Source organism: Bacillus sp. EB106-08-02-XG196 (genome assembly GCF_013396335.1).
In the GTDB taxonomy this organism is placed as follows: Bacteria; Bacillota; Bacilli; order Bacillales; family Cytobacillaceae; genus Neobacillus.
The window spans coordinates 65,418-79,950 of the sequence record NZ_JABWSY010000005.1 but is presented as its reverse complement, the minus strand read 5'-3'; the positions used below and the strand labels follow the sequence as shown (position 1 = coordinate 79,950).

At 39.6% G+C, this 14,533-nt stretch carries 11 protein-coding genes; 6 read left to right on the top strand and 5 right to left on the bottom strand.

Translation table 11 applies throughout. From position 1 onward, the window contains the following. The first annotated feature begins 117 nt into the window (after positions 1-117). The 4 genes from MLOOGBEN_RS09180 (at position 118) to gdhA (ending at position 4,621) form a co-directional block, all read left to right on the top strand. On the top strand, positions 118-1,068 hold the full coding sequence (locus tag MLOOGBEN_RS09180; protein WP_256989019.1) for an NERD domain-containing protein: 951 nt from the start codon (positions 118-120) through the stop codon (positions 1,066-1,068). Next, complete coding sequence (locus tag MLOOGBEN_RS09175; protein ID WP_179157962.1) at positions 1,016-1,729, top strand: hypothetical protein; 714 nt, start codon at positions 1,016-1,018, stop codon at positions 1,727-1,729. The genes MLOOGBEN_RS09180 and MLOOGBEN_RS09175 overlap by 53 nt, the downstream gene beginning before the upstream one ends. Further along, positions 1,719-2,945, top strand: coding sequence for a peptidase T (gene pepT / locus MLOOGBEN_RS09170; protein WP_179157961.1), 1,227 nt, complete (start codon positions 1,719-1,721; stop codon positions 2,943-2,945). Before MLOOGBEN_RS09175 ends, pepT begins: the two co-directional genes overlap by 11 nt. Positions 2,946-3,238: 293 nt before the next feature. Further along, complete coding sequence (gdhA, locus tag MLOOGBEN_RS09165; protein ID WP_179157960.1) at positions 3,239-4,621, top strand: NADP-specific glutamate dehydrogenase; 1,383 nt, start codon at positions 3,239-3,241, stop codon at positions 4,619-4,621. A 36-nt stretch (positions 4,622-4,657) separates the two neighbouring features. On the opposite strand, the gene MLOOGBEN_RS09160 is transcribed toward gdhA, so the two are convergent. Next, on the bottom strand, positions 4,658-5,878 hold the full coding sequence (locus MLOOGBEN_RS09160; RefSeq protein ID WP_179157959.1) for a dicarboxylate/amino acid:cation symporter: 1,221 nt from the start codon (positions 5,876-5,878) through the stop codon (positions 4,658-4,660). Positions 5,879-6,086: 208 nt separating this feature from the next. Between MLOOGBEN_RS09160 and MLOOGBEN_RS09155 the strand changes: the two genes are divergently transcribed. Further along, complete coding sequence (locus tag MLOOGBEN_RS09155; protein WP_179157958.1) at positions 6,087-6,776, top strand: urease accessory protein UreH domain-containing protein; 690 nt, start codon at positions 6,087-6,089, stop codon at positions 6,774-6,776. Between the two features lie 39 nt (positions 6,777-6,815). On the opposite strand, the gene MLOOGBEN_RS09150 is transcribed toward MLOOGBEN_RS09155, so the two are convergent. The 3 genes from MLOOGBEN_RS09150 to MLOOGBEN_RS09140 all read right to left on the bottom strand — a co-directional run bounded on the left by MLOOGBEN_RS09150 (position 6,816) and on the right by MLOOGBEN_RS09140 (position 9,392). Further along, a complete protein-coding gene (locus tag MLOOGBEN_RS09150; protein ID WP_179157957.1) occupies positions 6,816-7,400 on the bottom strand; it encodes a hypothetical protein in 585 nt (194 codons plus the stop codon). A gap of 12 nt (positions 7,401-7,412) precedes the next feature. Beyond that, a complete protein-coding gene (locus tag MLOOGBEN_RS09145) occupies positions 7,413-8,591 on the bottom strand; it encodes a ParM/StbA family protein (protein ID WP_179157956.1) in 1,179 nt (392 codons plus the stop codon). Between the two features lie 339 nt (positions 8,592-8,930). Then, on the bottom strand, positions 8,931-9,392 hold the full coding sequence (locus tag MLOOGBEN_RS09140; RefSeq protein WP_179157955.1) for a DUF3052 domain-containing protein: 462 nt from the start codon (positions 9,390-9,392) through the stop codon (positions 8,931-8,933). Positions 9,393-9,823: 431 nt separating this feature from the next. Here MLOOGBEN_RS09140 and MLOOGBEN_RS09135 point away from each other — a divergent pair, with 431 nt between their 5' ends. Beyond that, a complete protein-coding gene (locus tag MLOOGBEN_RS09135; RefSeq protein WP_179157954.1) occupies positions 9,824-12,193 on the top strand; it encodes an immune inhibitor A domain-containing protein in 2,370 nt (789 codons plus the stop codon). Between the two features lie 120 nt (positions 12,194-12,313). On the opposite strand, the gene MLOOGBEN_RS09130 is transcribed toward MLOOGBEN_RS09135, so the two are convergent. Next, a complete protein-coding gene (locus tag MLOOGBEN_RS09130) occupies positions 12,314-14,437 on the bottom strand; it encodes a M6 family metallopeptidase (RefSeq protein WP_179157953.1) in 2,124 nt (707 codons plus the stop codon). Positions 14,438-14,533: the final 96 nt, after the last annotated feature.

Sequence of the window (14,533 nt, the reverse complement as noted above, 5' to 3'; positions counted from 1 at the left end):
TAGTTTAATCCCTATTGACTACTCTGGTCAATACTAGACAAGTTAAATTTTTTACAAAATTATGAAGTTCATATATTTAAGGGGAAGGATGTGCTAGGATACATGTGGAGGTGAAAAATGAAAGAACGTTCTGACTCTCTTACATTAAAGGGCTTGATTGCTGCCCAAAGCAGGCTTTCCAAAACGCATCCAATGATTTCTACTCTTGCTTCAAAACAATCGAGTATTGAGGCAGGTATTGGCGGTGAGCAACGGGTTGCTGAAGTCCTTCAAAAGTACCGATTTCCATTCAAAAACAACATTTTCCACGATTTATCCCTTTCTTCAGATACCTACTTTCAAATGGACCATCTTTTTAAAACACCCCATTTTGTCCTTATTTTAGAAACCAAAAATATGGCAGGCAGTTTAGAATTCAGGGATAATCCGCCCCAGCTTATTCAAAAGCGGGAAGACGGACAGATAAAGTATTACGAGAGTCCCGTCGTACAATTAGAACGGAATATGGAGCTTATGTCGGCTTGGCTGTCACAGCGAAATATCGATTTTCCTCTTTATGGTGCCATTGTATTAGCCTATCCCAAGCAGCATGTGGAAATTCCACCTGCTAATACCAAGGTATTATTCCCTAACCTGATTCCACCATTTATTAAAGGTCTTCCACAGGAAGGAAAGGGGCTGGATCCTTCGGCGTTTCATAGACTTTCTAAGGAACTACTAAATAGCCATCAAACCTATATACCAAAACCTATTTGTGAATCGTACCAAATTCCCTTGGAGGATATTCAACCTGGAGTGCGGTGTGTGGCCTGCGGGAAGATCGGGATGGAGAAATTACCACGAACCTGGCATTGTCCAACTTGTAATGTGAACAATCATCTGGCTCATCAGGCGACCTTGGCCGAGTGGTTTCTAGTGGTGAAGAGGAGTATTACTAATCGTGAGTGCCGGGAGTTTTTGGGTGTGGATATACATACCGCAAAGCGAATTTTACTGAGTATGGATTTGATAACCTGTGGCAAATTTAGAGATAGGTCCTATAGGATGGATTTTTCTAAAAAAAGGTAATATTGCTCTTATCAGCCAGTGTTTCCGGCCATCCGCCAGTGTTTCTGGCTTTCCGCCAGTGTTTCTTGCTATCCGCCAGTGTTTCCGGCTATCCGCCAGTGTTTCTTGCTATCCGCCAGTGTTTCTTGCTATCCGCCAGTGTTTCTTGCTATCCGCCAGTGTTTCCGGCCATCCGCCAGTGTTTCCGGCCATCCGCCAGTGTTTCCGGCCATCCGCCAGTGTTTCTCGCCATCCGCCAGTGTTTCCGGCTATCCGCCAGTATTTCTCGCTATCCGCCAGTGTTTCCGGCCATCCGCCAGTGTTTCCGGCCATCCGCCAGTGTTTCCGGCCATCCACCAGTGTTTCCGGCCATCCGCCAGTGTTTCTTGCTATCCGCCAGTGTTTCTTGCTATCCGCCAGTGTTTCTGGCTATCCGCCAGTGTTTTCAGCCATCCGCCAGTGTTTCTGGCTATCCGCCAGTATTTCTCGCTATCCGCCAGTGTTTCCGGCCATCCGCCAGTGTTTCTTGCTATCCGCCAGTGTTTCCGGCCACCCGCCAGTATTCCACCCAAAAATACCTTTTTTCAGCAACCCCATTCCCCCATTTCCACCCGGCCCACTCATCATGCTATTATTAAGTGGTAAATTATTGAAAGGGGAGTGCTGCAAACGTGAAGAATGAGATTATTGAAAGGTTTACTTCCTATGTAAAGGTGGATACACAGTCGAATGAGAGCAATGAAAACTGTCCTTCGACATCAGGACAGCTCACATTAGCCAATATGCTGGTGGAGGAGTTAAAGTCAATTGGGATGGAAGAGGTAACAATCGACAATAACGGCTATGTGATGGCGACCCTGCCGTCCAATAGTGATAAGGATGTGCCAACCATCGGGTTCCTGGCTCATGTCGATACTGCAACTGATTTCACGGGCACCAATGTTAACCCGCAGATCATTGAAAACTATGACGGTAACGATATCGCACTTAACCCAAACGTCACCATGTCAACGAAGGATTTTCCAGCACTGCCGAGCTACAAAGGACACACGCTGATCACAACGGATGGCACGACTCTGTTAGGTGCAGACAACAAAGCGGGGATTGCCGAAATCATGACCGCAATGGCTCATCTGATACAACATCCAGAAATCAAGCACGGTAAGGTCCGCGTTGCGTTCACGCCCGATGAGGAAATTGGCAGAGGTCCACATAAGTTTGACGTTGCGGCGTTCAATGCCAAGTATGCGTATACCGTAGATGGCGGTCCGCTTGGGGAGTTAGAATACGAAAGCTTCAATGCGGCGGCAGCAAAAATTACAATCAAGGGAACAAATATCCATCCAGGTTCTGCGAAGGACAAAATGGTGAATTCAATGAAGATTGCCATGGAATTACATAGCCAGCTGCCCGTATTGGAAGCACCTGAACATACGGAAGGTTATGAAGGGTTCTACCACCTGATTTCCTTTAACGGTGATGTCGAGCAAACGAAGTTGTACTATATTATCCGAGATCATGACAAGGAAATATTCGAAGCTAGAAAAACCAGAATGCAGAACATTGTCAACCTGCTCAATGAAAGACATGGCAAGGATACCATTCTTCTAGAATTAAAAGACCAATATTACAATATGGGGGAAAAAATCAAACCGGTTATGGAGATTGTCGACATTGCGCAGCAGGCAATGGAGAACCTCGACATTAAGCCGCTGATCAAACCAATCCGCGGCGGTACAGATGGCTCACAGCTATCCTATATGGGATTGCCAACTCCAAATATTTTTACAGGCGGGGAAAATTTCCACGGAAAATATGAGTTTATTTCAGTTGATAACATGATTAAAGCAACAAACACAGTCATCGAAATTACGAAACTTTTTGAACAAAAAGCATAAAAGAAAGCCCAGCTGAAAAGTTGGGCTTTCTTTTACATTTGATATCGGTCTAATCTGGAAAAGAAATCATGCATACCAGAGCCAATGCTGCCTCCGTAACATGCTCTCGCTTGGCAACTTCCATAAAGTACTGAATTTGTCTTAATTCCAAAGAGTTCACCTCCATTCATCTCATTTCGAGATGAATGTTATCTATTATTAGCATTGTTTAGATTGTTATTTAATTATAAAATATTCCTTATTAATATTCTAATAATTTAAAAATTTAATTTTTCATTTAAGAGGTGGATAACGTGAAAACAATTGAACAGTTAAAACAAGATAATCAAAGTACAGCACTTCAATATGTGGATGAGGTGTTTAATTCAGTAATGTGCCGCAATCCATATGAATCTGAGTTTCAACAAGCCGTTAAGGAAATTTTTGACTCACTGATTCCTGTTTTTACAAAACACCCAAAATACATGGAGCAAAGTATTCTTGAAAGAATCGTAGAACCTGAAAGAGTCATTTCCTTCCGTGTTCCTTGGGTTGATGATAACGGAAAAGTTCAAGTAAACCGAGGCTTCCGTGTTCAATTTAATAGTGCAATCGGACCTTATAAAGGCGGATTACGCTTCCACCCATCCGTGAATTTAAGCATTATTAAATTCCTAGGCTTTGAGCAAATCCTTAAGAACTCACTTACTGGTCAGCCAATTGGCGGAGGAAAGGGTGGTTCTGACTTTGATCCTAAAGGAAAATCAGATAACGAAATCATGCGCTTTACACAAAGCTTCATGTCAGAGCTTTACCGACATATTGGACCTGATGTCGATGTACCAGCAGGAGATATCGGCGTAGGTGCCCGTGAAATCGGTTATATGTTTGGACAGTATAAAAAAATCCGCGGTGCCTATGAAGCAGGTGTGTTGACTGGTAAAGGACTTGGTTATGGCGGCAGTTTAGCACGTACAGAAGCCACTGGTTATGGGACTGTATACTTTGTACACGAAATGCTTGCTGATAAGGGCCTTAGCTTTGAAGGAAGTACAGTAGTCGTTTCTGGTTCAGGCAACGTTTCTATTTATGCGATTGAAAAAGCAACCCAACTTGGAGCAAAGGTTGTAGCCTGCAGCGATTCAAACGGATTTATCTATGATCCATCAGGCATCAAACTTGAAACCGTGAAACGAATTAAAGAAGTAGAACGTAAAAGAATCAGTGAATATGTTCTTGAGCATCCAGCAGCTCAATACTTCGAAGGCTGCTCAGGTATTTGGTCGATTCCATGCGATATCGCCTTACCTTGCGCAACTCAAAATGAAATTGATCACACAGCAGCTAAACTACTTGTTTCAAATGGCGTAAAGGCGGTTGGAGAAGGTGCGAATATGCCATCCACGCTTGAAGCGATTGAAGTATTTTTAGAAAGTGATATTTTATTTGCCCCTGGAAAAGCTGCAAATGCCGGCGGTGTAGCAGTATCTGCTCTAGAAATGGCTCAAAATAGCCAAAGACTTTCTTGGACTTTTGAAGAAGTCGATGCAAAATTGCACCAAATTATGATCAATATCTATCGCAACAGTATGAATGCTGCCGAAGAATATGGCTACCCAGGCAACCTCGTTGTCGGCGCCAATATCGCAGGATTCTTAAAAGTAGCAGATGCAATGATCGCACAGGGTGTTATTTAAATTACAAAGGGTGCTCCAAGATGGAGCACCCTTATTTTATGCCGTTTTTTTAAGCCAATTCTTGCCTTCTACCATCCTCGAAACCATCATCCCCGCAACATTATCGCCGCTTGCATTCAGCATCGTAGCAGGCGGGTCAATTAGCGTAGAAATCGCTGCGATAATTGGTAATGCCTCAGGAGGGAATCCAAATAGACTTAGGATTAACATTTCCCCAATCATCCCACCGCTCGGAATTGCTCCCATTACGGCTCCGACTAAAAGAGATACACTGATAATTAAGAAAAACGTTCCAATTCCTGTGTTATTCATATCAAAAATCCCAAACAGGAAGACAATTTTTAATACGCCGCCAAGAACAGACCCATCTTTGTGCAAGGCTGCTCCTAATGGAATCGTTGTATCACGAATATCCTGCTTGATTCCCATTCTTTTTGAAGCTTCTAAGTTAACAGGGATAGACGCAGCACTTGAGCAGGTGGCAAGCGCCGTAATCGAAGGTGCAAGCATATTGCTCCAAAACACTCGTATTCCTTTTCCCTTTCCTGCCATAAAGGCATAAATCGTAAAGGCAATAAAGAAGTAGACGATCGAAGCCACATAATAAGTAATACCTGCTTTGATATATGAGCCTAATAAAATCGGACCATACTGTCCCACCAGCGTTGCAAAATAAGCTCCAAGACCGACTGGCGCTAAGTACATAATCAAGGATACGACCTTCATCATCACCTCAGAACCTGAGCTTAAAAAGCTGGTAAAAGGCTTACCGCGTTCACCAATTGATTGGGCAGCAAATCCAACCAAAATAGAAATCACAATGAGCGCCAGCATATTGCTCCTTGAGAACAATTCAACAAAGTCTGGTACAGTAAAAGTTTTAACGATTTGTGCGACCGGATTTAATTCCTCCGCCGCTTCTGGTTTAACCAGTTTTAAACTAACACCCTCACCAGGATTCACCAACTTTACGACAAAATACATATAAATCGCTGAAATAAGTCCTGTAAACAAGAAGGTTCCAAACATCCAGCTAATAATTTTCCCTAATCTTTTTGCACCATTCATCGTTGCGATCGAAGATGAAATGGTGAAGAATATCAGCGGAACGATAATCGTGAATAAAAGATTTAAAAAGACATCGCCAATCGGCTGTAAGATGACAGCGCCTTCTTTCATGACTAAACCTAAAATTGCGCCAAGTAAAATCGATAGCAATAGTATAATAGGAAAACGATAATTCTTTAATTTTTCCATACTTTTTCTCCTTTAGTATGCTATTAAAGGAAAGTGTTTGTTCACATTTTCACTTCCTATTATATGATTATAATTTTAAACCTACTGAATAGAAAGGATATTTTATACTAAAAGTCCTTTAATATTAAAGTCGATTAAAATATTATTAAAATCCTTCTATGCTATAATAAACACAATTCTTATTTTCAAAAGTATAGGGGGAGAATGGATGGAAATAGGTTTACTTTCCGTACTCGGTTTGGGGCTTGTCCTTGGGATCAAACATGCCATTGAACCGGACCATGTTATTGCAGTATCAACCATCGCCAGCCAAAGCAAAAAGTTATTGCGATCGTCATTAGCCGGTGTATATTGGGGAATAGGCCACACTGCAACATTATTTATTATTGGAATTATTCTCATACTCATGAAAGGTGAAATCCCGGAAAAATGGGCAATGTCATTAGAGTTTTTAGTAGGAATTATGCTCGTTTATCTTGGGATTACTACGATTCGATCCTTTAAAAATATTCATTTACATAATCATGTCCATTCTCATGATCATAGCGGCGTTCACGAGCATCATGACCAGCATAGAAAGGTCTCTTATCTAAAATCCATGTTTATTGGCCTCGTTCACGGTCTTGCCGGAAGCGGAGCAATGGTAGTTCTGACTATGAGTACAGTAAATAGTGCCTGGGAGGGTGCGATCTATATCCTTATATTTGGAGTGGGTACCGTCATTGGAATGCTCTTCTTTACTACCTTGATTGGGATTCCATTTGTTTTTAGTGCAAAAAAGTTAAGCTTGAATAAAACCCTTACCCAGGTTACAGGAGTGATTAGTACTGTATTTGGTATTTACTACATGTATAACTTAGGCGTAACCGAAGGGTTATTTAAACTTTGGATTCAGTAATGATAGAAAATGGGACCCTATTCATCGGGTCCCATTTCTCTATTTATTCATACTCGCCAGAAATCCGCCAAGCAGATCATCTAAATCAGGCTCTTCTTCAACCTTTTCTTCTTCCATTACTGGTTTCGCATTATCCCAATCAAATCCGCTCAGGTCATCATCCATATCACTTAAATCAATCGAAGCAGCGATTTCCTCTTCGGCGCTGTCATTGTCTCGATAAGAATGAATTTCAGGAACACTTTCCTCTTGAAGATATAATGCCTCATCAATGTCTAGTGAACGGCTATTTAAACTCGCAAGCAGGGAGGTAGACCTTACTGGGTCGGAAATTAACTGATAGATAATACTTCCCAATAACGCCTCTGAATGCTCGTGCTTCAACCAGTCACGCTGAGCCTTCGTTAGCTTTTTTGGCAGCGGGACGTTAATCATCTCACGTTCTCTTGCATTAACGTTACTGACACCCTCCATCACAAACTCTGCAATCTTGCTGGAAAAATTCCTTCTTTCTGTTTCCTTTAACTTTTGCAGTTTCTTAACCAAATGGTCAGGTGTATCAGAAGGAATACGGAAGGAAATCGCCTGTCCCCGCTGAATTTCATGTGTTCCAGCTTTTTTCATATCATCACCCTATTAATTGGTAACAGGTTTTTTAGTTTGTTCAGCCTTTTGTTTCTCTGCCTTTTTAACAAAATCCTGAATTAGCTTATAATAGGCATTTGCCATCATCCAAATGCTTTCTTTTTCATCTTCAAAGAAATCAATATTAAAACCATCGAGATTGTTATTTAATGTTTTAAGATAATCCTTTAAAACGGTAGCACCACCGCCGACAAAGTAGCAAATTTCTGTTTGGGAGTTCTTTGACCAAACATTTCGTAATAAACGATATTGCTTCTTAGCTAAATCTAGTAGAATGCGGTCAGTTATATCATGAACACTTGTTCTGCTTCCTTTAACCATGATATGATTACGGTCATTTTTCTTAGTGATGATTTCAACAACATCACGACGGCTGTCTAATTCAACACCGTGCTTTGTTCTAATTTCTTCACGGATTGCTTCTAATGATTCTGAAACCCCGAGATTAAACCCTTGTGCCTTATCATCATCTACATTGCGGTTTTTAATAACGGCGATATCTGTTGATAATCCTCCGATATCTTGAATAAGAATCCGCTTATCGATTAAGTCTTTATTAATAATTTTTGAGTTATTATCCATTACTAGGTTAATATAAGCAGCAAATCCTTCAGGATATACCTTAATTTCATCAAACTTGATATTTACCTTTAATCCTTGGTATTTAGGTGTGACAAGGAACTCAACTTGATGGACAGATCCAATTAACTTAGATCGATAGCCTGCGTCCTTGCCTTCCTTAACTTCACGAAGAGGGAGGCCAGTTCCTAGTGTGTAGTTCGCATCAATGACATTTTTCGTTTGACGGAAATTATTCTTATTTCCTTCCTTCACAGCGTCCAAAGCCAACGTAGTAAAGAGTAGAATTAACGTTTGATCTTCTTCAGACTTACTGCTGCCAGGATCTAATTCAGTACCATTGTTACTTTTAGTTGCTAGATTTCCGACACGATAGATGGCGTTATTCTCCTTTAATGCAGGAGAGTGCACTTTTACATGGATCCCATCTAGTGGATTTTTATCATCTAATTCCTCTATACCAATAACAGGGCGGTCTTCCGTGTCCCTTGCGATAATATTTGGGATGTTAAGTTCATATTCTAATTCTCCAAAAATAGCCTTAATTGAATCATTTCCTACATCAATAGCTGCAATTCTAGTATTATTCAAAATTGTCATCCTTTCATTCTATTAATTTAGATGTTAATGAAGATATGTATCTAACTTCTCTAGTATAAGAGTATAGAAGTTTACTAGATTCTTCAATATCCCAGACAAAAAGAAATGAAAGTGTAAAATTGTAAACAATACGTAATCGTTGTATACAATTATGTTTACAACGATTACAAACCTGTACACATCGCTCTATATCAACATGTGTACAGATTTGTGTACATGTAAACATTTTTTGTAAACACGATGTATACAACATTGTAAACAAGTGTACATTTTCCGTAAACATGTATACACATTCTGTATACAAAAAAATAGACCCCATGGGTAAGGGAGCTATTCCTTCTTCGTCCGTTTGATTCCTTCATCCGTTACAGCAAAGTCTCGAACCATTTTCTTGATTTTGCCAGGCTTACGGAACCTTAATGCAGACCAATCATCGTCAATCGCAATTTGCCGTACTGGTTCATAGCCTTCTTCAGAGAGCATGCCCGTGACCGTTTCACGGCTGCAATCGGAGCCTTTATAGGTCTTTGATGATTTCTTAGGGTAGCAGAGCCAAAATAAACCATCATCCTTTACATAGGCAGCTGCCTTTTTAGCGTTAGATTGAAGCTCTTCATTACTTGATCCAAACACCTGAACAAAATCGTAAATCTCCAGCTCAGCCTGTTGATGGACCTCCCCTTCAAAGGCAGCCTTAATATCATCATAAGACTTTGGGGCATTGATAACCAAAACCGGCTGTCCTTGATCCTTAAAATTCAACTTTTTTAATATAGGAGATATTTCCGTCATTTTAAAACCTTCCTCTCACCAACTTAATATAAAGGCTTTCAGAACATGATAATAGTATTTCATTTTACCTGTTTCTCATACCTATTTAGCTGCAAAAAAGCTAAATTCTAGCAAAATATCCTACTAAAAAGTATACCCTTGTAACAATTTTCTCCATCCCCTCTTTACGTACAATATCGAAAAAGTTAATATATTGTATCCTTTTGCAAGGAATTACTGAGAGAAAATGTCGGTTTAAGAATATTTAACACTAGTTTTGTATTATACTTTTTAAATATTTACAATTTTCTATTATTAATATATTATCATATTACACTACTATATTATTAGGGACTCGAACCATTTTAAGATAGTAGATTCTATTTAATAAGGGGGTATCCTTACATAGTTGTACGCTGAGAAGTAGAAAAACAAATAAAGGGAGGCTTAATATGAAGAAGAGGAAAATTCTATCTACTGCATTAACCCTATCTTTAGGACTAGGGTTGTTTAATGTTGCTTCAGTCTCACCAAGTGTTAAGGCAAATGATTTTACCAGCAAAATTGCGTCTACAGGTTCTCCTGTAGATTTAGGTATAGCAAATGATGAGAGATTAATAGAAATGCTAAAGATGAATGGCACCATTGCTAAAAATGCTACTCCAGCAGACGCTGAAAAAGCATTACAAAAGTTTTTAAAAAATAAAGCATCCGGCGCTTCAAAGGAAATTGGTGAACTCCATAAGCACGACAAGGCTTTACAAAGTACATTAAAAGAAAACCTCGCTAATACAGGCTTAGTTAGCGGTAAAGGTAATAAATTGGGACAATCAACTACAGTTAATTCTGTTACTGAAGAAACTTGGAAGGGAAGCCAAAGAAAAGATAATGTTTTAGTTTTACTTATCGAATATCCCGATTTTCCAGCTGCAAATATTAAGTCAGATGAGACGGATATGTTCTATGAAGATTACACAAAACAGCATTATGAAGATATGATTTTTGGTGACAATGGATATAAAGGACCTAATGGTCAAACTCTAGTATCGGTTAAACAATATTACGAGCAGCAATCTGGTGGTAGCTATTCCATCGATGGGCAAGTTGCAGGATGGTATAAAGCCTCTCAACCAGCTGCCTATTATGGTGGAAATGATTCAAGTGATAATGATAAAAATGCCCGTGGGCTCGTTAAAGAAGCGCTGCTAGCAGTTGCAAAAGACAAAAGCGTAATTCTAAAAAATTATGACCAAGAAGATCGTTATGACTTGGATGGAGACGGGAATCTCCGAGAGCCAGATGGATTAATTGATCATTTAATGATCGTTCATTCTAGTGTTGGTGAAGAAGCAGGAGGAGGTTCCCTAGGAGCAGATGCCATTTGGTCCCACCGATGGGATCTTGGGGCAGTGACCACACTTCCACGTACGAAAGCAGATGTTCGTTATTGGGGAGGAAATATGGCTGCATATGACTATACAATTGAACCTGCAGATGGTGCTGCAGGCGTATTTGCCCATGAGTATGGACATGACCTAGGTCTTCCTGATGAATATGACACTATGTACTCTGGAGCCGGTGAACCAGTTGAGTATTGGTCTATTATGTCAAGCGGCAGCTGGGCAGGTGATGTTTCTGGAACAGAGCCTACTGGATTTAGTCCGTATGCTAGAGAATTTTTACAAGCTTCCATGCCTGGAAGTAACTGGCTAACTGGTACCACTATTGATCAAGCAAATGTAACCAGCAAAGGTATGGAAATCCTGCTTGACCAAGCAAACTCTAAGGGTACAAATAACGACGCTGTACGGATTGATTTACCTAAAAAGGTTACTATGATAAACACGCCAGCAACGGGTGAGTTTGAATACCATGGCGGTAAAGGTGATGAAGTCGATCATAAAATGGTTACTACTGTTGACTTAACAAGTGCAACTGCAGCTACACTTGATTTTGATGCTTGGTATAACATTGAAGAGGATTGGGATTTTGCAATGGTCCAAGTGTCAACTGATGGTGGAACAACATGGAATTCCTTATCAACACCAAATACTAGCTCTTCTTTAGTTGAGGGTGGATATCCAGCAATTAGTGAAAATCTCCCAGGTTACACAGGCTCAAGTAATGGCTGGATTCATGAAACAATTGATTTAAGCGCCTACGCTGGGCAAGAAATTCAACTTCAATTCCGTTCTATGTCAGACTGGGGCGCTAATTTAGAAGGCTTCTATGTTGACAATATTAAGGTTACAGCTGATGGAAATGAATTTTTCTTTGATGGCGCTGAAGGGGATTCTAAATTTACATTTGATGGCTTTAAAAAGGATAGTGGAAAAACAACAGCTACTCACTATTACCTACTAGAGTGGAGAGCACACAATGGTGTTGACGCAGGGTTGGCACATATCCGTCGTGGTGCTAGCTTAATGAGCTATGACCCAGGATTAGTAGTTTGGTATGTCGATGAAACGTATGGTGACAACTGGACTGGAATGCATCCTGGCGATGGGTTTTTAGGAGTTGTTGACGCAGACCAGCATACACTTTCTTGGAGCGATAAAGCCCTTGCATCAACCCGCTACCAAATGCATGATGCTGCATTCAGTCTAACCAAAGCAAATAATATGTTTATAAGTTATCCAGGTCAATTTACCATGATGGATAACTATACTCAACTTAACCCACTATTCGATGACAGTTCGAACTATAGTAACCCTGGTCTTGTTGACGCAGGACGTAACGTACCAAAATACGGATTGAAGTTCCGTGTTGTTGGTGAAAGTGCTGATGGTACTGTTGGTAAGGTGTTAATCTTTAAATAAAATTGAATATCTACTATGGATGACTTCAGTGATTTGCTGGAGTCATTTTTTTAAAAATGCAAAAAGCCCGGATAATGACCTATTTTATAGTCATTATCCGGGCTTAATTTTGCTAGTTATCTATTTCTTTGGGTTAGCCTTTTTTAAGTTAATTTCATAAGTAAAATCTACCGGATTTTTATCATCTGCAGGAGCAGCATAAGATGTAATCATATAGTTCTTACCATCTTTGAATAACTGTCTTAGTGTTAATGCATCCTCTTCAGTTACATTGAATGGATCAACGGTGATCACCTTGTAATTAGTTTTCGCACCCTTTTTATTACCAACTTCTTTTTCATTGATAAATGTTACGGTGTAGTTTACATATTGTCCCGCTAACTCTTGGAAGGACTTAAAGTCATCTGTAGAGCTTCCATCATTGCTATAACCGATTTCAGGAATTTCAATGTTATCAATAAACCAGCCGCTATCAGTATGCCCCCAATCTGTTAAATAACGGAAGGAAACCAACACCTTTTGACCTGCATACTCACTTAAATCAAACGATTCCTCTTGCCAAGTTTTTAAATTCCCAGTAAAACCAGGTACGTTTTCTTTAATTTTTGGATAACCCTCTTCAACAACATCACTGCGTGTATTTCCATTGGCTAAGCTCTTCCAAGTCTCACCGTCATCTGTTGATACTTGAACCACTCCGAAATCCCATTGCTCTTCGATATCAAGATAATTGTCGAAATTAAGTGTTGCGGCTTCTACAGCTGATAAGTCTGCTTCTAAAGTTATGGCATTATCTGCCTCGTCTCCCTGGTTGCCCCATAATACTTTGTTTGTTGCATCTGTTGGATCTGCAACGGATTGCCATGGAGATGCTAAGAAATCAACACCATCAAACGAAATACTTTTTATTTTATCTTGGAAATCTAATTCTTTAAAATCTCCGCCCCATGCTGGAACGCCTTCTTTTTCAAATGTTACCGCTTTTTCAAAATCAACAGTCTTACCTCTTGTTTCACCTGTTTTCGCGTTAACAATAACATTACGAAGGTCGATACTGTCAAAATTGTATACTCCATTACCAACTCGATCAGAATCTAGTGTTAATGCAGTAATAAAATTTTGGTAAAGTTGTGTAAAGTCTAGACTAGAACCATGTGCTTTTAAAACTTCGTCAACACTGTTCATGCCTTGTGTTTCACTCAATGCTAAGTCACGAATAAATTCACGTCCAAATTTGTCATTCATATATAACGTAAATAGGTAAACTTGACCATAGTCAGCAATTGTTTCTGGACCAGTTTTAACGCCTTGGTGCTCATCCCAATTTACTAGTGAATTTTCTGGATGGTCTAAGTAAAAGTTAATTGAGCTGTCGTCATGACCATATCCACCAAGATATTCAGAGAAAGTAGACATACCTTCATTTAACCAAGTTTCTTCTGCACCATCGTTGTCAGCATGAATTAAATGCTGTAACTCATGGATGGTAGTTCCAAAGAATGTAGACTCCAAACGAGTTTCCCAGCTATTTGTATCGATGGTAATGATATTTCTATCAATATAGTTTTCTAGTGTTTGCCAGAAGAAACCAGCAACGAAGAATGGATAAGATGGATTGGTGTAACCTTCATCGATAATGTTATCTACTAGCATGATTACTTTGTCGCTGCCTTCATAGTATCCAGCTGGTACATTTACGCCAGCTAGTGGTGAATGTGACCCATCATGTACATCAGGTGTTCCAAAGAACTCTGTAGCTTTTGGATAAATATTAGAGTCAAATTCGTTACGAAGTTTATCTACTTGTTCCTGTGTTACTACATGTGCAGGTCGGTTATCTGGAAAGGATAAATCATTTGCTACCCAAATCTCTACATTTTCCCCAACACTACGAAGTGTAAATGTTTTAAATTTTAATTGTCTATTTAGGAAGTACTTTGTTCCCCCATCAAATGTAAAAGTACTCTCTACTGAATCGTCTTCTGCTGCTTCTACCTCATTAAAATTAATTTGAGCTGCTTGTTCGGCAATCTTCTTTTCAGCCTGCTTTAAGTATGAAGAATCGTTACTTAGTAGATTTAGTTGACCGTCAATATCTACTCGATCTCCATAACGCTCTACATCCCATTTTGGTGCTGTAGCTTCAGCTGCAGATGCCTTTGTGTCATTAGCTGATAATGGAGCAAAAAGTGATAGAGCTAATGCACCCGTTGATAGAATGGATAATAGTTTTTTCTTTTTCAACTTCTGGATCCTCCCTTATATCTATATATGTATTCTAAATAATATTAACATAATGAATTTTTTGAATATATAGTTAATTAATCACAAACATATGAT

Bases quoted from the DNA above. Each gene is read 5' to 3' on its own strand.
- MLOOGBEN_RS09180 (WP_256989019.1), top strand. From the start codon at position 118: ATGAAAGAACGTTCTGACTCTCTTACATTAAAGGGCTTGATTGCTGCC.
- MLOOGBEN_RS09160 (WP_179157959.1), bottom strand. From the start codon at position 5,878: ATGGAAAAATTAAAGAATTATCGTTTTCCTATTATACTATTGCTATCG.
- MLOOGBEN_RS09155 (WP_179157958.1), top strand. From the start codon at position 6,087: ATGGAAATAGGTTTACTTTCCGTACTCGGTTTGGGGCTTGTCCTTGGG.
- MLOOGBEN_RS09150 (WP_179157957.1), bottom strand. From the start codon at position 7,400: ATGAAAAAAGCTGGAACACATGAAATTCAGCGGGGACAGGCGATTTCC.
- MLOOGBEN_RS09140 (WP_179157955.1), bottom strand. From the start codon at position 9,392: ATGACGGAAATATCTCCTATATTAAAAAAGTTGAATTTTAAGGATCAA.
- MLOOGBEN_RS09135 (WP_179157954.1), top strand. From the start codon at position 9,824: ATGAAGAAGAGGAAAATTCTATCTACTGCATTAACCCTATCTTTAGGA.